The organism is Rhodoligotrophos appendicifer, assembly GCF_007474605.1.
GTDB lineage: Bacteria > Pseudomonadota > Alphaproteobacteria > Rhizobiales > Im1 > Rhodoligotrophos > Rhodoligotrophos appendicifer.
Genome location: NZ_VHKL01000004.1, coordinates 465,240 through 485,302, shown reverse-complemented (window position 1 = coordinate 485,302; position 20,063 = coordinate 465,240). Strand labels below are relative to the sequence as shown.

Here is a 20,063-nt window from a genome sequence, read left to right as displayed (position 1 = left end):
TCAGGCGCCTTGTTCGGGTGCAAGGGTCGTGGCGGTCACCGTCTGGCCGGGCCGCACCTTCTGAACCCCCTCGACGATGATGTTCTCGCCGTCCTTGATGCCGGAATTAACGACCACGTCGGTGCCCTGGGTCTGCCCGGTCTGCACCCGACGCTGCTCCACCTTGTTGTCGCTGCCGACGACCATGACGTAATAGCCGGCCTGGTCGGTCTGCAGGGCCGCCTGGGGAACGACCAGCTGGGGTTCGGGCTGCCGGGCCCGCAGCGAAACGGTGACGAACTCACCATCGACCAACTGCCGGTCGGGATTGGGCAAGGTCGCGCGCATGTTGATCGTGTCGGTCTGCTGGTCGACCTGAGGATCGGTGTAGTTCCAGATGCCACGATGGGGATATTCGTCGCCATTGGGCAGTTGGACCATGATCTCGATCTTCGCCTGGCCGCCATCGGGAAGCGCACGGTTCTTGCGAATTTCCTCGAGCTGGCGGACGCCGACGGGGAACAGCACGTAGATCGGATCCTGGCTCACGATCGTCGCCAGAACGCCGGATGCGGCGTTGACCAGATTGCCCTGGGTATAGGTGGTCCGCCCGATGCGGCCGTCGATGGGCGAGGCGATATCGGTATAGCTCAGATTGATCTGCGCCTGCTTGAGGATGGCCTCCTTCTGAAGGACGCCGGCCTTGGCGCTGTCGAGGTCAGCCTTGTTCTGATCGACGCTGGACTGGGGGACGCTGTCGGTCTTGCGCAGGCCGAAGGAGCGGTCGTATTTCAGCTGGGCATTGACCACGACCGCCTGGGCCGCCACGAGATCGGCCTGGGCCTGCTCCACAAGCGCCTGATACTGGTCCTTCTCGATCTGGTAGAGGATGTCGCCGGCCTTCACATCCTGTCCCTCGCGGAACAGAACCTTCGCCAGGAAACCCTCGACACGCGCCCGGGTCTCGACCTGCTCAATGGCCTTGATGCGGCCAACGAACTGGAACTCCCAGGCGACGCCCTTGGTGGTCGCCGCCTGAACGGAGACCGCTGGCGGCGGGGCGGCGGCAGCCTCCGTCGTCTTCTCGTCGCAGCCCGTGAGGAGGCAAAGGCTCAAGGCCGCTGCCACGACCAACACGCTGCCTCTCAACTTTCCTGGATGACGGACCAAAACGCCACTCGCGCGCCTGAATTCCCGGTGAGCTTACATGCTTCGACGGGGACATGGCGATCACATTCTGTGCCACCTCCCCCAAAGTCTAGACCACCGCCGGCCGGTCAGGCTTTCCACGCACTCCATCGCGCCCGTCGGCAGGATGGCCGGTCCATCGATCATTTTTCGGATGCTGCCGCGATCTTCCGCATGGCGAGGCCCGCGCACATATACATGATGACATAGACCAGGACCCGGTAGGTCGCGGCCGAACCGGGCGGAATGCAGATGAAGGAGAGGGCTGCAAGCCCGCGGCGGCCGACTTCATGGGCGAGGCGGATGACCTCGTAATCCGACATGCCGAAAGGCTCGGCCAATTCCCCCAGAATGTCGCCCGGCGCCGGGCCGGCACCACCGAGGACATCCATGTCCCAGTGGCAATAGACGGCGTCGGTCCCGTCATAGGCGTGATGGAGCTCGTTCACCAGGCCCTCGATCCCCAGCCCGGAGCGGATCTTCCACATGGGATAGAAGTGGGTGCCCTTGCTCAGGAACATCCGCACCATGTCCTTGTTCTCGTGCATGCCGCGCTCGCCGATCTCGACGAGGTGCCGCTGGTCGAAATTGTCGAGAAGCTCGTAGCATTTGTATTTCCAGGAATCGGAGCCGGCGATGCGCGGGTCCATGGTGAGCTTGTCCATGGGCGCGATATCCCAATGGGTGTCGAGGGACACGCAGCCGACATTGCCCTTGGTGCGCTCGGAGACGACCTTGGCGATGGCGAAGGAGCCGCAGGGGCTGTTCTGGCCGATCACCACCGGCACGGCGCCGGCGGCCATGGCGTCATTCACCTTTTTCTCCACGGCCGCCTGAGCGCGCAACACATTTTCCGCCGTGGGAGCGACCAGACATTCCGGCGGAATATCCGCATCGCCATAGTCGACGACCTTCAGATGCTCGAAGACATCGAGGTCGAAGTCCTGGATATAGCCCGAGCCGTAGCGGATCGACTGCTGGCGGATGCGCTTGGGGGCGGCGAGCCATTCCTCGGCATCGACGCCCATATAACCGCCCCAGCCCGCGACATAGGGTGCGCCGATGATGACCACATCGGCGCCGGCAAGCTCTTCCGGCGTGGTCGCATGGGGACGCGCCATGAAGGTCGGCATGTCGGCGGCGATCATCGGGACATACCAGGGGTTCATGAAGGAATAGGTGTTGTCGATCGACCCTTTCCGAATTTCCTGCCAGCTCGGGTAAGCCATGTCCGTGTCCTCTCCTTGCGCTGCCGGCGCTGAGGACGGATTACCGCTCAGGATTGGCGCGTTGTCATGCGCAAATTTCGCGCGGGGGCAGAGGCTTGCGGGGAATGAGGGGAGCAGCAGGTTCGTGTCCACGATGCGCGGACGCTTGAAGGCTCCGGAAAAGGGGCCAAAAAAGAAAAGAGCCGGATCTGTTAGGATCCGGCTTAAGTCCCTTGATGCCCTAGCCAGGGCACGCTGGGCCAACCTGGGGTGAGGGGAACGGTTGACCAGCAAGCGGAAAGTAAGGGGAGGGAGTAATTTCCGCTTCACGCGCTCTATCGAGTGCGTGGTGATAATTTGCGCAATGATCGCCCGATTAACAAGCAAACGTTGAACATGGTAGCCATGCGGCGGCGGCATGGCTAAAATCGTGATCTTTACGCGAACGTCAACTTTGTTGTGGTAGAGACTTCGGCGCTGCACAATTGAACTGTTCAGCCCTTCTTGTCAGTTTGAAAAGACATTTGAAAACAGAACCTTGCTCATCAGGGTGGGTGACGAGGGGCGGCGAAAGATGCTCCTGAACGCGCGTCACAAGGGCCTCAAAACTGCCATTCCTTGGCCTTGGTGACGATGAAATCCCGAAACACAGCCACCCGCTTCGAGGTCTTCAACTCCTCAGGATAAACCAGATATGTGTCAAATTCAGGCACCTCCGCCTCAGGAATCACCTGGATGAGACCGCTGTCGCGGCCCACTGCATAATCGGGTAGGGAGGCGATGCCGACCCCCGCCTCAACCGCCCGGCGCAGGCCATAGACATTGTTGATTCGAAGTACCGAAGCGCGAGGGCTGCCGGGGGGCCGGCCGGCATGTTCGAGCCAGTTCACATTGGCCAGATAGGTGGGCGCGTGACCGAAGGCGAGAACCATGTGATCGTCCAGTTCGCTCACCGTTCGCGGTGCACCATGACGACGGACATATTCCGCTGCTGCATAGAGATGATAGTGCACGGTGAAGAGTTTGCGCTGGATCAGATCGGGCTGCACCGGCCTGCGCATACGTATGGCGATGTCGGCCTCGCGCATTCCGAGGTCGAGTTCCCGATCGTCGAGCATGAGTTCGACGCTGATCTCAGGATAGAGCTCCATGAACTCGCCGATCCGGGGCGTGAGCCAGACAGAACCCAAGCCGACGGTCGTGGTGAGGCGCAGATGACCCGAGGGCTTGTCCTTGGAGTCCATGAGCCGCGTCTGGGCGGCAGCAAGCTTGGTGAAGACCTCATGGGCGGTGCGGTACAGCAGCTCGCCCTGCTCGGTGAGGATCAGGCCCCGCGCATGGCGATGAAAGAGCGGCACCCGCAGATCGGCCTCAAGAGCGCTGATCTGCCGGCTGACTGCGGATTGGGACAGTCCCAGGTCGCGTCCCGCATGAGTGAAGCTACCGGCATCGGCTACGGCGTGGAAGATGCGGAGCTTGTCCCAGTCCATGGGACGGGCGGAGGCCGGGATATCGGTGGTGGCAGGCAGATCATGCAGTTTCATGCGCCCATCTTCTTGTTGTGCCGGCCTACTCCGCGGCGGCCTCGGCATATGGCTCGGCCTCGCCGACGGCGGCGAGGAAATGTTCGGCATCCAAGGCCGCCATGCACCCAAGGCCCGCCGCCGTCACGGCCTGGCGATAGGTCTCGTCGGTGACGTCGCCGGCAGCAAAAACGCCGGGGATGTTCGTCTTCGTGGTGCCGGGCCGCGTCTCGATATAGCCCGAGGGACGCAGCTGAACCTGGCCCCGGAAGAGCTCGGTCGCCGGTTGGTGGCCAATGGCGATGAACACGCCGTCGCAGGTCACGTCCTCGGTCTCACCCGTGTTCACATCGCGCAGGCGCACGCCGCTCACGCCGCGCGGGTTCTCGGTGCCCAGCACTTCCTCGAGCTCGGCGTTCCAGCGCAGGGTAATCTTCGCATTGTCGGCCAGCCGGTTCTGCAGGATGCGCTCGGCGCGCAAGCTGTCGCGGCGGTGGACGAGGATGACTTCGGAGGCGAAATTCGTGAGGAAGAGAGCCTCCTCTACGGCAGTATTGCCACCGCCAATAACGACCACCTTGCGGCCCCGGAAGAAGAAGCCGTCACAGGTCGCGCAGGCCGATACACCGAAGCCCTTGAACACCTCCTCGCTGGGAAGGCCGAGCCAGCGGGCCTGGGCGCCGGTGGCGATGATCAGGCTGTCGGCACGATAGAGGTGGCCGGAATCGCCCTCCAGCTCGAAGGGGCGCCGGGAGAGGTCGACGCGCATGATGTGGTCGGAGACGATGCGGGTGCCCACATGCTCCGCCTGACGCTGCATCTGCTCCATCAACCAAGGTCCCTGGATCACATCGGCGAAGCCCGGATAATTCTCGACATCGGTCGTTATGGTCAACTGACCCCCAGGCTGAATCCCCTGAATGAGAATTGGTTCCAGCATTGCGCGGGCAGCATAGATGGCAGCCGTGTACCCGGCCGGGCCCGAGCCCAGAATGACCAATTTAGCATGCGTCATAGTCATAGCAGCGTGCTCCCTAGGCTCCGAGATGTAAGCTGCGCCAGAGGTCCTGTCCAGGGACGATCACCGCCTAGGGTGAACGCCGTGCTCGGCCGCGCAGAGCTGCTTAGGGATAGCGCAGGGGCCCCAAGCTGCCTATAAAGCGGCCAATCGACAGCGGGGCGAATCGCCCGAGGGGTCACATGGGCCGGAAGGGCAAGCTCGACAAGGTCGATCTCCGCATTCTGCTAGAATTGCAGGATGACGGACGGATGACGAATATCGAGCTCGCAGGCCGGGTGGGCATTTCCGCTCCCCCCTGCCTGCGGCGGGTGCGGGCCCTGGAAGAGGCCGGCTACATCACCGGCTACCGCGCCATCCTCTCCGCCGAGGCGCTGGGCTTCGAAGTCACCATGTTCGCCATGGTCGGGCTGCACAGCCAAGCCGAAGCCGATCTGCAGGCCTTCGGCGATACCGTGGCGGCCTCAGAGATCGTGCGCGAGTCCTACATGGTCTCCGGGGAGAGCGACTTCCTCCTGAAATGCGTGGCCCCGCATGTGCAGGACATCCAAGCCTTTGTCGGGGACCTCACGGCTTTGCCGAATGTCGCCAGCGTCAAAACCCGGCTCGTGCTCGGGGTGACGAAATATGAGCCCGGGGTGCCGATCACAAAAGCCTGACCTCTGCACCCTGCATCTTTGAGCCCAGGTTCAGCCCGATTTAGGCCGCAAGGCGGTCAGAGGCTCCGCCAGCCGATCCAAGACTGGGGATTCGGTCCTGATCATAGAATCGTCAAGGAACGGCCATGGCAAAGCCAACGGATGCCCTCTTGCAGAACCTCAATCTCATCCAGACGCTGCAGAGGACCAATGCGGCAGCGGCGAAGTCAGCCCAAGGGCTGCGCTCGACGATTGCGGATTGCTTGAAAAAGATGGCGGCGGCGGCTGCATTCAAACGCGGCGACGAGCCGGCGGATCTGGCGCCGCCGCCCAAGCCAGAGCCGCTCGACTGCGATCTGGATGCCTGTACAGCAGCCGCCGAGCCGAAGCCGACGGTCGACCAGGCCGCGCTGCACGTATGGTAGAGGCCATCGCGGCAGCCTGATCGAGGAGACCGAGCAAGACGGCTCAGTTGCCGTTGTAGCTTACCTTGAGGATCTCATAGGACTTGCCGCCACCGGGAGTGTTCACCTCGACGGTGTCGCCGACGCCCTTGCCGATGAGCGCACGCGCAATCGGGGAGGTGATGGAGATGCGGCCCTGCTTCACGTCGGCCTCGAACTCGCCGACGATCTGGTAGGCAGCCTCCTCATCGGTGTCCTCGTCGACCACCGTGACGATGGCCCCGAACTTCACCGTGTCGCCGGAGAGCTTCGAGACGTCGATGATCTCAGCGCGCGAAAGCTTGTCCTCAAGCTCCGCGACACGCGCCTCCATATAGGCCTGCTGCTCCTTGGCGGCGTGATATTCGGCATTCTCCGAAAGGTCGCCGTGCGCACGCGCTTCCTGGATGGCCAGGATGATTCGCGGGCGCTCGACCGTTTTCAGATGCTTGACCTCATCAAGCAGCGCTGCGTGGCCATTCGCGGTCATCGGAACCTTGTCCATCATCATCGTCCGTCACTTCAAACCTGTTCGGTGCGACGCTGTCGCCACCTTGCTTCTCAATCGGTGATTTGAGGAAATGAGGAGCTTAAGCACCAACTATGCGCAAATTCGCAAGACGGTGCAACAAAGCTCTCCAGCCCACCTCAAGCGTCAGTGTGCTGCCTGCTCGCGGCAACATAATCTTGAAGCGGCCGCACTTCAAGCGTGCCCGCCTTATAAGCCGCAATCCCCTCGGTTGCAGCGATCGCGCCTGCAAGCGTCGTATAGTAAGGGATCTTGTGATAAAGGGCGGCCCCGCGGATCGAGCGCGAGTCGGATAGCGCCTTGGTGCCTTCGGTCGTGTTGAAGACAAGAGCCACGCGGCCGTTCTTCATGGCATCGACAATGTGAGGCCGGCCCTCGAGAACCTTGTTGATCTTTTCACAGTCGATGCTGTTTTCCATGAAGTAGCGTTGGGTTCCGCCTGTCGCGATGATCGAGAAGCCGAGATCGCGCAGCTTGCGAATGGCGGAGAGGATCCGAGGCTTGTCCTCGTCGCGGACCGACACGAATACCGTGCCCGAGGTCGGCACGGTCGTGCCCGAGCCGAGCTGGCTCTTGGCGAAGGCCGTGCCGTAATCGAAATCAAGGCCCATCACTTCACCGGTGGAGCGCATTTCCGGCCCGAGGACCGTGTCGACACCGGGGAAGCGCGCGAAGGGGAAGACGGCCTCCTTGATGGCCACATGATCATAGACCGGGGCCTTGAGGTAGAAATCCTTCAGCTTCGCCCCCGCCATCAGCTTCGCGGCGATCTTGGCAATGGGAATGCCGATCACCTTGGCCACGAAGGGGACGGTACGGCTCGCCCGGGGGTTGACCTCGAGCAGATAGATCTCACCATCCTTGATGGCGAACTGAATGTTCATCAGGCCCACGACATCAAGGGCTCTCGCAAGCGCCCGGGTCTGGACCTCGAGCTCGGCGATGGTGTCGGGGCCGATGGAATGGGGCGGCAAGGAGCATGCGGAGTCGCCGGAATGGATGCCCGCCTCCTCGATATGCTCCATGATCCCGCAGACGAAGACGTCGGTGCCGTCACACAGCGCGTCCACGTCGATCTCGATGGCGTCGCGGAGATAGCTGTCGATGAGAACGGGGCTGTCGCCGGAGACGACGACCGCCTCGGTCATGTAGCGTTCCAGCTGGGCCGGCTCATGGACGATCTCCATGGCCCTGCCGCCCAGCACGTAAGAGGGGCGAATGACCACGGGATAGCCGATCTCCTCGACGATGCGGCGGGCACCCTCGGCCGAGGAGGCGATGCCATTGCGCGGCTGGCGCAGGCCCAGCTTCTGGACCAGGGCGCTGAAGCGGTCGCGGTCCTCGGCGAGATCAATGGCATCCGGGGAGGTGCCGAGGATGGGCACATTGGCCTCCTCCAACGCGCTCGCCAGCTTCAGGGGCGTCTGGCCGCCAAACTGCACGATCACGCCCTTGACGCGGCCCGACTGATTTTCGACGCGGATGATCTCCAGCACGTCCTCGGCGGTCAGCGGTTCGAAATAGAGCCGGTCGGAGGTGTCGTAGTCGGTGGACACGGTTTCCGGGTTGCAGTTGATCATGATCGATTCGAGGCCGATCTCACCCAAGGCAAAGGCGGCGTGGCAGCAGCAATAATCGAATTCGATGCCCTGGCCGATGCGGTTGGGGCCGCCGCCGAGAATGATCACCTTCTCCCTCGAGGAGGGCGCGGCCTCGTCGCCATCATCGCCGGGAAGGCCGGTCTCGTAGGTGGAATACATGTAGGCGGTGGGCGATGCGAATTCGGCCGCACAGGTGTCGATGCGCTTGTAGACGGGATGGACCCCCAAGCCATGGCGGTGGGTGCGGATCTCGGCCTCGGTGGCGCCGACCAACTCGGCCAGACGCGTGTCGGAAAAGCCCATGGCCTTGATGCGGCGCAGATTGAAGGCGTCCTGCGGCAGGCCCTGGGACCGGATCTTCTCCTCCATCTGCACGATCTCGTGGATCTGGGCGATGAACCAGGGATCGATCGGATAGGAGGCGTGGATCTGTTCGTGCGGCACGCCGAGGCGCAGGGCCTGGGCGACCTTGATGAGCCGATCCGGGGTGGGGCGACCGAGGGCGGCGCGAATGGCGTTCTTGTCGTCGCCCTGGCCGATGCCTTCGATCTCGATCTCGTTCAAGCCGGAGAGGCCGGTCTCCATGGAGCGCAGGGCCTTCTGCAGAGACTCCTGGAAGGTGCGGCCGATGGCCATGGCCTCGCCGACGGATTTCATCGACGTGGTCAGCAGGGGCTCGGCGCCCGGAAACTTCTCGAAGGCGAAGCGGGGGATCTTGGTGACGACATAATCGATGGTGGGCTCGAAGGAGGCCGGCGTCGCACCGCCGGTGATGTCATTGTCGAGCTCGTCCAAAGTATAGCCCACGGCGAGCTTGGCAGCGATTTTGGCGATGGGGAAACCGGTTGCCTTCGAGGCGAGCGCCGAAGAGCGCGACACGCGCGGGTTCATCTCGATCACAATGAGGCGTCCATCGGCCGGGTTGACGGCGAACTGGACGTTCGATCCCCCGGTCTCGACCCCGATCTCACGCAGAACCGCGATCGAGGCGTTGCGCATGATCTGATATTCTTTGTCGGTGAGCGTGAGGGCGGGGGCGACCGTGATCGAATCGCCCGTGTGCACGCCCATGGGGTCGATATTCTCGATGGAGCAGATGATGATGCAATTGTCGTCGCGATCGCGGACGACCTCCATCTCATATTCCTTCCAGCCGAGAACCGATTCCTCGATCAGGATCTCATTGGTGGGGGAGGCGTCGATGCCGCGCTCGACGATGTCGAGATATTCCTCGCGATTATAGGCAATGCCCCCGCCGGTGCCGCCGAGCGTGAAGGAGGGGCGAATGATGGCCGGCAGACCGATGATCTCCAGGGCCTGCAGAGCCTCGGGCAGGGAGTGCGCGAGCTCAGAGCGCGGCGTCTCCAGCCCGATCCTGGTCATGGCTTCCCGGAAGAGCTCGCGATCCTCGGCCTTGTCGATGGCGTCGGCGGTCGCGCCGATCATCTCGACATTGTATTTCTTGAGCACGCCCATCTTGCGGAGAGACAGCGCCGTATTCAGCGCGGTCTGGCCGCCCATGGTGGGAAGGAGGGCGTCCGGCCGCTCCTTCTCGATGATCTTGGCGACAATCTCGGGGGTGATGGGCTCGATATAGGTGGCGTCCGCGAGGTCCGGATCAGTCATGATCGTGGCCGGATTCGAGTTCACCAGGATGATCCGGTAGCCCTCGTCCTTGAGAGCCTTGACGGCCTGGGTACCGGAATAATCGAACTCGCAGGCCTGGCCTATGATGATGGGGCCGGCACCGATGATGAGGATGCTTTTGATGTCTTGTCGTTTAGGCATGTCGGAGGGGGCGCCCTTTACCGGCGGCAATCGGGGGGCTTCCTACACCATCGATTGGAGCATGGCCAGTTTAGAATCGACGACATCCAAACGGCCCGGCTCGCCGTCTGCCCTCAGGTGGGAAGTCCGAGGATTGCTACTGCCGAAATGACGACGACGGCGACCGTCGCCCAGACCGCCAAAGACAAGATCATGTTCATGATGGCTACCCCGACACTTGTTCAGCGTGGCCAGCATCCATCATGATTCCAAAACCCGGCATGAACTCCCCGTTCATCCGGCAGTCATCGTGCAGAAACGAGAAAGCGCCCCGTCAGTGAAGACGGAGCGCTTTCTACGTGCGGTTCCTGGAAAGGGCCCTACCCGACGCAAGGGGGGATAGGGGGAGAGGCAGGTCGAGCCATTTCCAAACCGCTCGGTCTCAAACGTCGCGGCACTGAGCCACGCTGCAGGGCTCAACCGTGATGCGTCCCGCCGGGGGCCATGCCTGATTCTTGATTGCGATCACGCTGCGCACCGGCTGTGAAGCGGCTGCGGCCGGCTGGCTCTCGATGATCTGGGTCGCCGCAACGGTCGGCGCGGTCGCCTGGGTATCGGGGATCACCACCGCCGCGAAGCCCGAGATCATGCCCGTCGCCACCAGCATCGCCATAATAAACCGCTTGTTCATCTTATTCTCCCGCGCCCTTTTGGTCGCCCGGTCTTAAGTAATTGTTAACCAGACCTTGCCCTACTGGCTTGTAACCCAACCTGAATGACACGTTCATTTGTCATTCACTTTCCGTGCCAGGCCAGAGGCTGATCGTCCGTGCTGCCTTGGCGTATCGCCCTTCGTCCCTCAGCAGCGCTCATGCTAAGGAAACATTCACCATGGCCACAGGTTCCAAAAAATTTCTCACAGAGCCGTGATTCTTGTTGACTTAAAGTGCAGAAGCGCGGGTGGGCGGTTCGCGAAGTCGGTGCAAGTAAAACGAAAGAAGAGAAGCAAATGGAAGGGCTTAGCGTACGCGGCATCGAGCCGGGAGACCGGGCGCGTTGGGAGGAGCTGTATCTTGGATATGCTACTTTCTATCGAGTGCATCAGACACCGGAGATGCGTGCAACGGTCTGGTCCTGGCTCATGGAGTCGACCCATGAAATGGCAGGATTGCTCGCATTTTACGAAAATTCGCCGGCCATCGGCCTGGCTCATTTCAGGTCATTCGCCCGTCCGCTGACGGCAACGACCGGCCTGTTTCTGGACGACCTGTTCGTGGACCCGGATCATCGCGGCACAGGTGCTGCCGATCTTCTTATCCGTGCCATCGCTGAAAAAGGGCGCGATCGCGGCTGCTCGGTCGTGCGCTGGATCACGGCAGAGGACAATTACCGCGCCAGAGGGCTTTACGACCGGGTGGCAAGCCGGACCCCCTGGGTCACGTACGACATCAAGCTGTAGGGTGAGTGGGGATCAGGGGCCGGCGGACAGAAGCCATGCCCCCGAGACTCAGGTCTTCTCTGCCTCGATGTAGTCGACGAAGCGCTTGAAGAGGTAGTGGCTGTCCTGAGGGCCGGGAGAGGCCTCGGGATGATATTGCACGGAGAAGACCGGGCGGCCCTCCATGGCGATGCCGCAATTGGAGCCGTCGAAGAGGGAAACATGGGTCTCGACGATCCCCTCGGGCAGGCTGTCGCGGTCGACGCTAAAGCCGTGGTTCATGGAGGTGATCTCCACCTTGCCCGTGGTGTGGTCCTTCACCGGATGATTGGCCCCATGGTGGCCCTGATGCATCTTGCGGGTCTTGGCGCCGACGGCAAGGGCCAGCATCTGGTGGCCCAGGCAGATGCCGAAGACCGGCTTGCCGGAGTCGATCAGCTTCTTGATCTGAGGGACCGCATATTCACCGGTCGCCGCCGGATCCCCCGGACCGTTGGACAAGAAGACACCGTCGGGGGACAGCGCCAGTATATCGTCGGCCTCCGTAGTGGCGGGAACAACGGTCACCCGGCAGCCCTGACTGGTCAGACACCGCAGAATGTTGCGCTTCAAACCGTAGTCGATGGCGACCACATGATGCCGGGTCGGGCCATCGGCACCGAAGCCGTCGGGCCAGGTCCAAAGGCCTTCGTCCCAATCGTAACGCTGGGTCGAGGTCACGTCGGGGACGAGGTCCATGCCCTCGAGGCCCGGCCAGGCGGCAGCCTCGCGCTGCAAGGCCTCGATGTCAAACTCGCCGCGGGCGTTGTGGGCGATGACCGCGTTCGCCGCGCCACGCTCGCGGATGAGGGCCGTCAAGGCGCGCGTGTCGATGCCGCTGATGCCGATGATGCCCCGCGCCTTCAGCCACTGGTCGAGGTGGCGGCCGGAGCGATAGTTGGACGGCTCGGTGATGGCGGTGCGCATGATGCAGCCGCGGATGCCGGAGGAGGCGGCGAGATTGGACGTCTCGATATCCTCGTCATTGGTGCCCACATTGCCAATATGGGGAAAGGTGAAGGCAATGATCTGGCCGGCATAGGAGGGATCGGTGAGGATTTCCTGGTAGCCCGTGATGGCCGTATTGAAGCAGACCTCGCCGACGGCGGAGCCCTCCGCGCCCACGCCGAAGCCGCGGACCACCATGCCATCGGCGAAGACGAGCAGCGCGGTGGGGCGGGGAACCGCCCAGTCGCTGGTCTTGGGCGCAGATGTGGACGGGGCATCCGGCTGGGAAGCCGGGCCAGAGGACGGGCGCATCGACATGGTTGCGTCTCCTAGGAGGCCCGCATTCGGGGAGACATACGGGCGTTCGGATTTGGCGCGGCCGATCCGGCGCCGGCGCGTCGAGGGATTACCTATGGAACCCGGGCTGCGAGGTCAATAGGCGCGCGCTCGGCAAAATGTATGATGTCGCCGATTCGAGGCCGGCGGTGATCGGCGACGGTCACGGGAATAGACATAGAGGATGAGATCATGAGCGAAACGATCAAGGACCAGGTGAACGAGACGCTGAAGACCGCCATGAAGGCGCAGGACAAACTGCGCGTGTCGACGCTGCGGCTGATCAATGCGGCGGTCAAGGACCGCATGATCCAGAATCGCGGCGACGGCAAGGGCGAGGTCGATGATGCGCAGGTGCTGGAGATCCTGGCGCGGATGATCAAACAGCGCGAGGAGTCCGTGACGATGTACGAGCAAGCCGGCAGGGCGGAGCTGGCCGAGCAGGAGCGGGGCGAAATCGCGATCATTCGCGAATTCATGCCGAAGCCCCTGTCCGACGGCGAGGCGCGGGCGGCGGTCGAGGCTGCGATCGCAGAGCTCGGTGCGGCGGGTCTCAAGGATATGGGCCGGGTCATGGCCGTGCTGAAGGAACGCCATGCTGGGGCGCTGGACATGGGCAAAGCCGGCGCAATCGCGAAGGAACGTTTGAAGTAGAGGTCCAAAGAAAGGACATAATTCTCAGGATAATGCCCGACGAATTAGACGAAAGCAGTTATTGCTCTTTAAATTTTATTAATGAAACTCAAATTTAAGCTGTCGAGATTGCCATGCCTTCTATTCCAGTCGGTCACTTTGAACATACGAATTACAATGTCCCAGAGTTCATGGGTTATACCGGAAAATTTTATGGTCGAACCCAAGAATTAACTGCAAAATTAAATAATGACGGCGCAGGAGTTCTGACAAAGGTCGGAACCGGCGGCTTAACTCTTTCCGATGCCGAGTTATTTTTCAAGAGCGCTGTCGATCCCATCAAGAAGTCGTTTGTGCAGTGGAGGAACTCTTTCGTCAAAGTCAGCGATCTCCCTGCTAAGAATGCCGAAAACCACTTCGATCTGATGGTGCATCCGGTCGTCTCGGGGGCAGAAAAACTAAAGGCTCATCTGAAACTCACTGCAGGCTCTGACCCCAGCACCCAAGCCAGCCAATTGGCGGCACTGAAGGATGAACTCAGCAGCTTCAAGACGAATGCAGACAAACTGCTCAGCTCCATAAGCGCCAACGAATACGGATATGGCGTCAATGCCCAGATTGCACAGGCTAGAAATCTGGTCCGCCAAAGCGATGATGGCACAGGCGAGCCGAAGGCGCGATTGGTCCTGGACTGGCTGGCGCAGAGGCAGGGGATCGGCGGCGGCGTGCCACTGGCCGAGCACTTGCGTCGGCTCGGTCACGAGGAGGAGGCCAACTTGCTGGAAGCGGCACTGGCCAAAGGCGCAGGTTTTGCAGCGGGCCCTGCGGCGGCGGCCCATCCGGGTGCGGCCGGGGCGGTCGGTGCCGGCGAACTTCCCCCAGACCTCGTGACCGTTCAGCCCTTTCCGGCGACCGATGCCAACATGATCATGGGCTGAGCGGAAGGGCTTGCCCCAATTTTCCTGGGCGAGGAAGGTCTTCCCCTGGAAGCCTTCGACTGGCTTGCCTTTGCCTCCCCTGAAACGAATGGTTCCTATGAACTGATTCAACCAAAATGTATAGTAGGTGAAAAATGTTTACAAAAAGCAATGTTCAAAACACTAATTTCGGGAGTTATAATGCGGAACAGTTTGGAACATACTTAGACAAAGTTCGTAATTGGGCATCGAAAGTTCCGGATGCTCATTCTATGATCGACCTAAAATCGAACAGCTCCTGGGATTATTTGTCCGAGTCACTCGTCTCCTTGAGGTCTTCATTGGGTAATGGGCCCCGCTTGCTGGAAAAGGCAACTGGTTGGTCAGCGCCACAGGCACGGGAAATTTTCGGGAAATCCATGGGCCCCACCGATGTGCTGATTGCAGCGATTAACAGCGACATCAAGAGGGGGGTTAATGCGGATAATTTTGATAAGTTCGCTGGACAGATGGACAAACTGAAATCATCGCTGTTCCAGGGGGATGCCACTCTGAGGGACACGTTGGGGCTGCCCGCAAAGACCCATAAGGCTGAGTTCGCCACTCCTTCCCTCTTCGTCGGAGGGCAAAATCATGGACCATTGTCTCCCGACGACGAGAAGGCTATCGGGCGCATCGCGGCGTGGCTCAAGGAGGAGGATGCCTCCGGCGTCTTCGTGCCGTTCTCCGAGTATGAACGAAAGGTCGACAATCCCTGGATTGCCCAGGATGACGGGTGGCAGGCAGGGTCGTCTCAATCGGCTTCAGCCCTGGTTCCCAATGTCGGATCGCCCGGCTTCTTCGAGGGTCTCGAGCTCGGCATCGAGGACCGATCGATGCCGAGCCCTTTCTGGCCGGCAGGGAATTCTCAGGCTGGAGAGTTCGTTGGGTGAGAGGCATGGCGGCGGGCTCGTGGGCTCGTTCCCATTGCTCAAGCCGATCGTCTCGCGAAACCGTGGGCCGGCGTCATTGATCGCCGGCCAAAGGCTTTTCGATTCGCTTCGAGGGGTGATTCGGCGTTAAGCTCTTCGGCTTGGGTTCCAGGGTCGTTCATGCGGTTTTCTGACAGCTTTCTCGACGAGATCCGACAGCGCGTATCGATTTCCCAAGTGGTCGGCCGCAAGGTCGTCTGGGATCGGCGCAAGAGCATGCCGGCGCGCGGGGATTATTGGGCCTGCTGCCCCTTCCACCAGGAGAAGTCGCCGTCCTTCCATGCGGATGACCGCAAGGGCCGCTACCATTGTTTCGGCTGCAAAGCCTCGGGCGACATCTTCACGTTCATCGTCGAAAAAGAAGGCTTGAGCTTTCCCGAGGCCGTGGAGCGGCTGGCCGGGGAGGCGGGGCTGCCGATGCCGGAGCACTCGCCGGAGGAGCGGCGGCGGGAGGAAAAGCGCACCGGGCTCGTGGAGGTGATGGAGATCGCCGCGCAATTCTTCGAGGCGCAGCTCAAAGGCAATGGCGGCGCCGAGGCGCGGGACTATCTCGACCGGCGCGGCGTGGGGGCGCAGCAGCGAAGCCTGTTCCGGCTGGGATATGCCCCCGACGACCGGCAGGCACTTAGGAGCCATCTGGCAGAGAAGGGCGTCAGCCTGGAGCTGATGATGGCGGGGGGGCTGGTGATCGGCGGCGACGACATTCCGGTCGCCTATGACCGGTTCCGCCACCGGGTCATGTTCCCGATCAACGACGCCCGCGGCCGGGTCGTAGCCTTTGGCGGCCGGGCCCTGAGCGCGCAGGTCCAGGCAAAATACCTCAACTCGCCGGAGACCCCGCTCTTTCACAAGGGCGCCATGCTCTACAATCTCGACCGGGCGCGGGCGCCCGCCTATGAGAGCGGCACCCTCATGGCGGTCGAAGGCTATATGGACGTCATCGCGCTCAGCGGGGTGGGGATCACGCCGGTCGTCGCGCCGATGGGGACGGCGCTGACGGTGGAGCAACTGCGTCTCATGTGGAAGGCTGCCGCCGAGCCGACACTCTGCTTCGACGGCGACGAGGCCGGCATCAAGGCCGCCTATCGTGCCGTGGATACGGCGCTGCCCGAGCTGAAACCGGGATATTCCGTGAGCTTCGTGTTCCTGCCGGAAGGACAGGATCCGGACGATCTGGCGCGGTCGGGGGGGCGGAAAGCGGTGGAGGCCGCCATGGAGGCGCGGATCGGGCTTGCGGAGGTGCTGTGGCGGCGCGAGCGCGAAACCGCCGATCTCACCACACCGGAGCGGAAGGCCGATTTCGACGCGAGACTGGATGCCGCGGTGGCGCGAATCGAAGATGCCCGAGTGCAGGCCCATTACCGCAACCACTTCCGGGACAAGCAGCGGGAAGCGCGCTCAGGCTGGACAGCGCGGCCCACGGCGCGGTCGCCGCGGCGGTTTCCTCAGCCCGTTCCCGCACTGGCCCGCTATGCCGGCGGCACCGTGGAGCGCAGCGGGCGCGGATTTTCCGCGACGCCCCCCTGGCTCACGGAGGCGAGCGCCAGCCCCGCCCTCAAGGCCCTGGCCGGCGCCAAGAGCTTCGAACAAGGCACACCCGAGCGCCGGGAGCGGCTGATCGTCCTGACGCTGATCAATCATCCCTTCCTGCTGGAAGAGAATCCCGAGGCGATCGCCGAGATCGATTTGTCAAGTCCGGTTCTTGACAGGCTCCGCCGCGAAATCCTAGATATCGCCGCTCTCGAGGAGGGCCTTGACAGTGGGAAGCTGCGCGACCACCTCACGACGAGAGGTTACGCAGAAGACCTCGATCGACTTCAAGCGGGACTTACGCATCGCAGTGACTGGTTTGCGTTTCCAGATGCCGCGGCCGAGGATACATTGCTGGCGTGGCTCCATATGATCGCTTTGCATCGCAAATCGGGAAGTTTGCGGAAGGAACTCGATGCCGCCGAGCGCGCATTTGCGGAAGATCCGTCGGATTTGTCGCTGGCGCGGTTGAACGAAGCGAGCGAGCAATTGCGCTCGACCATCGGTGAGGAAGCCTCGATCGAAGGATATGGGGATGCCTCAGGCCGGGCTCGCGGGACGATTGGATGACCGGCGTAACCGGGGGGCGGGGCCGGCATGTTTAAGCCGCGGTTAACGCTCAAGGGGTAGCACACTCCTGAGCGTGGACGAATCGACGAATGCGGCTTCTGGCCGGTTCGAATGTGGAACATTTTATGCATCCGTCTTGCGGATGCAAAACAGGTCGGCGGAGACGCGCGGAATGAGCACCAACGCGGCAGAAGAAACGGAAGTCCAGGAAGCTGCTCCTGAGAACCAGGATGGTCCGCTGCTGGACATGTCGGATGCCGGCGTCAAGCGGATGATCAAGCTCGCGAAGCAGCGCGGCTACGTCACTTATGAAGAACTCAATGAAGTCCTCCCCTCCGAAGAGGTTTCGTCAGAGCAAATCGAAGACATCATGTCCATGCTCTCCGAGATGGGCATCAATGTCGTAGAGAGCGAAGAGGAAACGGAAGAGGGCGCAGAGGAAGTCGACCGGCCCGAGCAGCCCGCCTTGCCGGTGAAGCGTGAGCGCGCCGCCTCGGAGCCGATGGAGCGCACGGACGACCCGGTGCGCATGTATCTGCGCGAGATGGGCTCCGTCGAACTCCTGTCCCGCGAAGGCGAAATCGCCATCGCCAAGCGTATCGAAGCGGGACGCGAGGCGATGATCGCCGGGCTGTGCGAAAGCCCGCTGACCTTCCAGGCCATCATCATCTGGCGCGACGAGCTGAACGAGGGTCGCGTGCTGTTGCGCGACATCATCGATCTCGAGGCGACCTATGCCGGGCCCGATGCAAAGGCCCCCATGGCAAGTCCCATGGAGAATGGCAATGGCGCGGCAGCCCCTGCCGAAGCCGCCGCACTGCGCGATGCGCCGGGCGGGGACGAAGAGCCGCCGATCGACGAGGATGACGAGGATCCCGACGAGAATTCGGTCTCGCTCGCCGCGATGGAGGCCGAGCTCAAGCCGAAGGTGCTCGAGACCTTCGACAACATCGCCCAAAACTACAAGAAGATGCGGAAGCTTCAGGACCAGATGGCCGAGCACCGCATGCAGACGAGTGCCCTGTCGCCGACCCAGGAGCGCCGCTACGGAAAACTGCGGCAGGACATCATCGTGGATGTGAAGAGCCTGTCGCTCAACAACAACCGCATCGAGAACCTGGTCGAGCAGCTCTATGACATCAACAAGCGGCTCCTGTCCCTCGAGGGCCGGTTGATGCGGCTTGCCGAAAGCTATGGCGTCGCCCGGGACGACTTTCTCAAGGAGCACCAGGGCGCCGAACTCGATCCGCGCTGGCTCGCCCATGTGTCGAAGCTGTCCCGCAAGGGATGGCGCGAATTCTCCTCAGAAGAGAAGGACACCATCAAGGATCTGCGCGGCGAGGTGCATCACCTGGCCAGCGAGACCGGCCTTGAAATCCCCGAGTTCCGCCGCATCGTGCATATGGTGCAGAAGGGCGAACGGGAAGCGCGCATCGCCAAGAAGGAAATGGTGGAGGCCAATCTCCGCCTGGTGATCTCCATCGCCAAGAAGTACACCAATCGCGGACTGCAGTTCCTGGACCTGATCCAGGAGGGCAATATCGGCCTGATGAAGGCGGTGGACAAGTTCGAGTACCGCCGCGGCTACAAGTTCTCCACCTATGCCACATGGTGGATCCGCCAGGCGATCACCCGATCGATCGCCGACCAGGCGCGGACGATCCGTATCCCCGTGCACATGATCGAGACGATCAACAAGCTGGTGCGCACCGGCCGCCAGATGCTGCACGAAATCGGCCGCGAGCCGACGCCGGAGGAGCTTGCCGAAAAGCTCGGCATGCCTCTGGAGAAGGTCCGCAAGGTGATGAAGATCGCTAAGGAGCCGATCTCGCTCGAGACGCCCATCGGCGACGAGGAAGACAGCCATCTGGGCGACTTCATCGAAGACAAGAACGCCGTGCTGCCCATCGATGCGGCCATCCAGAGCAATCTGCGCGAGACCACGACGCGGGTGCTGGCCTCGCTCACTCCGCGCGAAGAGCGGGTGTTGCGCATGCGCTTCGGCATCGGGATGAACACCGACCACACGCTGGAAGAGGTCGGCCAGCAATTCTCGGTGACGCGCGAACGCATCCGGCAGATCGAGGCGAAGGCGCTGAGGAAGCTCAAGCATCCCAGCCGCAGCCGCAAGCTCCGGAGCTTCCTGGACAATTGATGCAGACAGGCCTGTCGCGTCGGGCCTGTACCGTACCCTTCGACGCAGGGCTCAGATCTTCTTCAAGGCCGCCGGCTTGTGGGCGGCCTTGGCCCCGGTCTTGGCGCTCTTGACGATGTATTCCGGATTGTCCTTGGACGCTTCGACAGCGTGCCCCCTTGATGCGGGTGGGGCTGGTCTGCTTCTTCACCACCGTCCCGTGAGTTTTTCCCTGGCTGGTGTTCCAGGCCACCTCATCGCCGGGCTTCAGTGTCTTTGCCATCCTGTCCTCGCCTCGCTCCTGGCCTCAGAAACCGGGAGACGGACGGGGAGTTCCCCTCCCGTGCCGGGCGAGGCCTACAGGAACAGGCTGTGTTGATCCGCCAAAGGCGATGCAGGTGAGACGTTGACCAAGGAATGAGGGCCAGGATCGGAGGGCACAAGATCGATCGGTTGGCGCATGAGATTTTGCACCGAGAGCTCCTGATACGGTCCCTGATTGGAGTGAATGCGGAAGGTCTCCAATTCGATGGACACCGGAGGTGGTCGATGGCCGCGCACGATCGGCGCCATCGCGTCGAGGTCGATGGTGGCGAGCTGGGATGCGGCGTTGAACTGCACACTCCCCTCCCGCTGTGGCGAGAGCATCTTAG

General features: G+C 62.0%; 17 protein-coding genes and 1 pseudogene. 8 read left to right on the top strand and 10 right to left on the bottom strand.

Going from position 1 to position 20,063, the window contains the following annotated elements; all coding sequences use genetic code 11:
- The 4 genes from FKM97_RS11740 to trxB form a co-directional block, all read right to left on the bottom strand.
- Nucleotides 1–1,116, bottom strand: a complete 1,116-nt coding sequence (locus FKM97_RS11740; protein WP_170240876.1) for an efflux RND transporter periplasmic adaptor subunit — start codon at nt 1,114–1,116, stop codon at nt 1–3.
- 194 nt (nt 1,117–1,310) lie between these two features.
- The gene (locus FKM97_RS11735; protein WP_205014914.1) at nt 1,311–2,396 is read right to left on the bottom strand and encodes an arginase family protein; all 1,086 of its coding nucleotides are present in this window, start codon (nt 2,394–2,396) and stop codon (nt 1,311–1,313) included.
- Between the two features lie 581 nt (nt 2,397–2,977).
- Entirely contained in the window at nt 2,978–3,865 is an 888-nt protein-coding gene (locus FKM97_RS11730) for a LysR family transcriptional regulator (protein ID WP_144292625.1), read from the bottom strand.
- A gap of 79 nt (nt 3,866–3,944) precedes the next feature.
- Nucleotides 3,945–4,919 (bottom strand): thioredoxin-disulfide reductase, encoded by a 975-nt coding sequence (gene trxB / locus FKM97_RS11725; RefSeq protein WP_144292583.1) that lies wholly within the window; start codon nt 4,917–4,919, stop codon nt 3,945–3,947.
- 179 nt (nt 4,920–5,098) lie between these two features.
- Between trxB and FKM97_RS11720 the strand changes: the two genes are divergently transcribed.
- Nucleotides 5,099–5,575 carry an Lrp/AsnC family transcriptional regulator gene (locus FKM97_RS11720; RefSeq protein ID WP_144292582.1) on the top strand — a complete coding sequence of 159 codons (477 nt, stop codon included), beginning with the start codon at nt 5,099–5,101 and terminating at the stop codon, nt 5,573–5,575.
- A gap of 125 nt (nt 5,576–5,700) precedes the next feature.
- A complete protein-coding gene (locus tag FKM97_RS11715; RefSeq protein WP_144292581.1) occupies nt 5,701–5,979 on the top strand; it encodes a hypothetical protein in 279 nt (92 codons plus the stop codon).
- Between the two features lie 43 nt (nt 5,980–6,022).
- On the opposite strand, the gene greA is transcribed toward FKM97_RS11715, so the two are convergent.
- The 3 genes from greA to FKM97_RS11700 form a co-directional block, all read right to left on the bottom strand.
- Nucleotides 6,023–6,502 carry a transcription elongation factor GreA gene (greA, locus tag FKM97_RS11710; RefSeq protein WP_144292624.1) on the bottom strand — a complete coding sequence of 160 codons (480 nt, stop codon included), beginning with the start codon at nt 6,500–6,502 and terminating at the stop codon, nt 6,023–6,025.
- 143 nt (nt 6,503–6,645) lie between these two features.
- Entirely contained in the window at nt 6,646–9,915 is a 3,270-nt protein-coding gene (gene carB, locus FKM97_RS11705; protein ID WP_144292580.1) for a carbamoyl-phosphate synthase large subunit, read from the bottom strand.
- 421 nt (nt 9,916–10,336) lie between these two features.
- A complete protein-coding gene (locus FKM97_RS11700) occupies nt 10,337–10,585 on the bottom strand; it encodes a hypothetical protein (RefSeq protein ID WP_144292579.1) in 249 nt (82 codons plus the stop codon).
- Between the two features lie 318 nt (nt 10,586–10,903).
- Between FKM97_RS11700 and FKM97_RS11695 the strand changes: the two genes are divergently transcribed.
- The gene (locus FKM97_RS11695) at nt 10,904–11,353 is read left to right on the top strand and encodes a GNAT family N-acetyltransferase (protein ID WP_144292578.1); all 450 of its coding nucleotides are present in this window, start codon (nt 10,904–10,906) and stop codon (nt 11,351–11,353) included.
- A gap of 48 nt (nt 11,354–11,401) precedes the next feature.
- Here the strand turns inward: FKM97_RS11695 and carA are convergent, their stop codons facing one another.
- Complete coding sequence (gene carA, locus FKM97_RS11690; protein WP_246105043.1) at nt 11,402–12,637, bottom strand: glutamine-hydrolyzing carbamoyl-phosphate synthase small subunit; 1,236 nt, start codon at nt 12,635–12,637, stop codon at nt 11,402–11,404.
- Between the two features lie 210 nt (nt 12,638–12,847).
- Here carA and FKM97_RS11685 point away from each other — a divergent pair, with 210 nt between their 5' ends.
- From FKM97_RS11685 to rpoD, 5 genes are all read left to right on the top strand, one after another.
- Nucleotides 12,848–13,309: a GatB/YqeY domain-containing protein gene (locus tag FKM97_RS11685; RefSeq protein ID WP_144292577.1), complete on the top strand. Its 462-nt coding sequence runs from the start codon at nt 12,848–12,850 to the stop codon at nt 13,307–13,309.
- Between the two features lie 170 nt (nt 13,310–13,479).
- Nucleotides 13,480–14,226, top strand: coding sequence for a hypothetical protein (locus FKM97_RS11680; RefSeq protein WP_144292576.1), 747 nt, complete (start codon nt 13,480–13,482; stop codon nt 14,224–14,226).
- Nucleotides 14,227–14,624: 398 nt separating this feature from the next.
- Nucleotides 14,625–15,137: a hypothetical protein gene (locus tag FKM97_RS11675; RefSeq protein ID WP_144292575.1), complete on the top strand. Its 513-nt coding sequence runs from the start codon at nt 14,625–14,627 to the stop codon at nt 15,135–15,137.
- A 159-nt stretch (nt 15,138–15,296) separates the two neighbouring features.
- Nucleotides 15,297–17,276 (top strand): DNA primase, encoded by a 1,980-nt coding sequence (dnaG, locus tag FKM97_RS11670; RefSeq protein ID WP_144292574.1) that lies wholly within the window; start codon nt 15,297–15,299, stop codon nt 17,274–17,276.
- Between the two features lie 172 nt (nt 17,277–17,448).
- Nucleotides 17,449–19,431, top strand: coding sequence for an RNA polymerase sigma factor RpoD (gene rpoD / locus FKM97_RS11665; RefSeq protein ID WP_144292573.1), 1,983 nt, complete (start codon nt 17,449–17,451; stop codon nt 19,429–19,431).
- A 51-nt stretch (nt 19,432–19,482) separates the two neighbouring features.
- On the opposite strand, the pseudogene FKM97_RS11660 reads toward rpoD, so the two are convergent.
- Nucleotides 19,483–19,693, bottom strand: a pseudogene (locus FKM97_RS11660) (hypervirulence associated TUDOR domain-containing protein).
- A gap of 74 nt (nt 19,694–19,767) precedes the next feature.
- Nucleotides 19,768–20,031, bottom strand: a complete 264-nt coding sequence (locus tag FKM97_RS11655; protein ID WP_144292572.1) for a hypothetical protein — start codon at nt 20,029–20,031, stop codon at nt 19,768–19,770.
- Nucleotides 20,032–20,063 lie beyond the last annotated feature (32 nt).

Excerpts from the sequence above, each read along its gene's own strand:
- FKM97_RS11735 (WP_205014914.1), bottom strand. The coding sequence starts at position 2,396 with ATGGCTTACCCGAGCTGGCAGGAAATTCGGAAAGGGTCGATCGACAAC.
- FKM97_RS11730 (WP_144292625.1), bottom strand. The coding sequence starts at position 3,865 with ATGGACTGGGACAAGCTCCGCATCTTCCACGCCGTAGCCGATGCCGGT.
- trxB (WP_144292583.1), bottom strand. The coding sequence starts at position 4,919 with ATGACTATGACGCATGCTAAATTGGTCATTCTGGGCTCGGGCCCGGCC.
- FKM97_RS11720 (WP_144292582.1), top strand. The coding sequence starts at position 5,099 with ATGGGCCGGAAGGGCAAGCTCGACAAGGTCGATCTCCGCATTCTGCTA.
- FKM97_RS11715 (WP_144292581.1), top strand. The coding sequence starts at position 5,701 with ATGGCAAAGCCAACGGATGCCCTCTTGCAGAACCTCAATCTCATCCAG.
- greA (WP_144292624.1), bottom strand. The coding sequence starts at position 6,502 with ATGGACAAGGTTCCGATGACCGCGAATGGCCACGCAGCGCTGCTTGAT.
- carB (WP_144292580.1), bottom strand. The coding sequence starts at position 9,915 with ATGCCTAAACGACAAGACATCAAAAGCATCCTCATCATCGGTGCCGGC.
- FKM97_RS11700 (WP_144292579.1), bottom strand. The coding sequence starts at position 10,585 with ATGAACAAGCGGTTTATTATGGCGATGCTGGTGGCGACGGGCATGATC.
- FKM97_RS11695 (WP_144292578.1), top strand. The coding sequence starts at position 10,904 with ATGGAAGGGCTTAGCGTACGCGGCATCGAGCCGGGAGACCGGGCGCGT.
- carA (WP_246105043.1), bottom strand. The coding sequence starts at position 12,637 with ATGTCGATGCGCCCGTCCTCTGGCCCGGCTTCCCAGCCGGATGCCCCG.
- FKM97_RS11685 (WP_144292577.1), top strand. The coding sequence starts at position 12,848 with ATGAGCGAAACGATCAAGGACCAGGTGAACGAGACGCTGAAGACCGCC.
- FKM97_RS11680 (WP_144292576.1), top strand. The coding sequence starts at position 13,480 with ATGGGTTATACCGGAAAATTTTATGGTCGAACCCAAGAATTAACTGCA.
- FKM97_RS11675 (WP_144292575.1), top strand. The coding sequence starts at position 14,625 with ATGGGCCCCACCGATGTGCTGATTGCAGCGATTAACAGCGACATCAAG.
- dnaG (WP_144292574.1), top strand. The coding sequence starts at position 15,297 with ATGCGGTTTTCTGACAGCTTTCTCGACGAGATCCGACAGCGCGTATCG.
- rpoD (WP_144292573.1), top strand. The coding sequence starts at position 17,449 with ATGAGCACCAACGCGGCAGAAGAAACGGAAGTCCAGGAAGCTGCTCCT.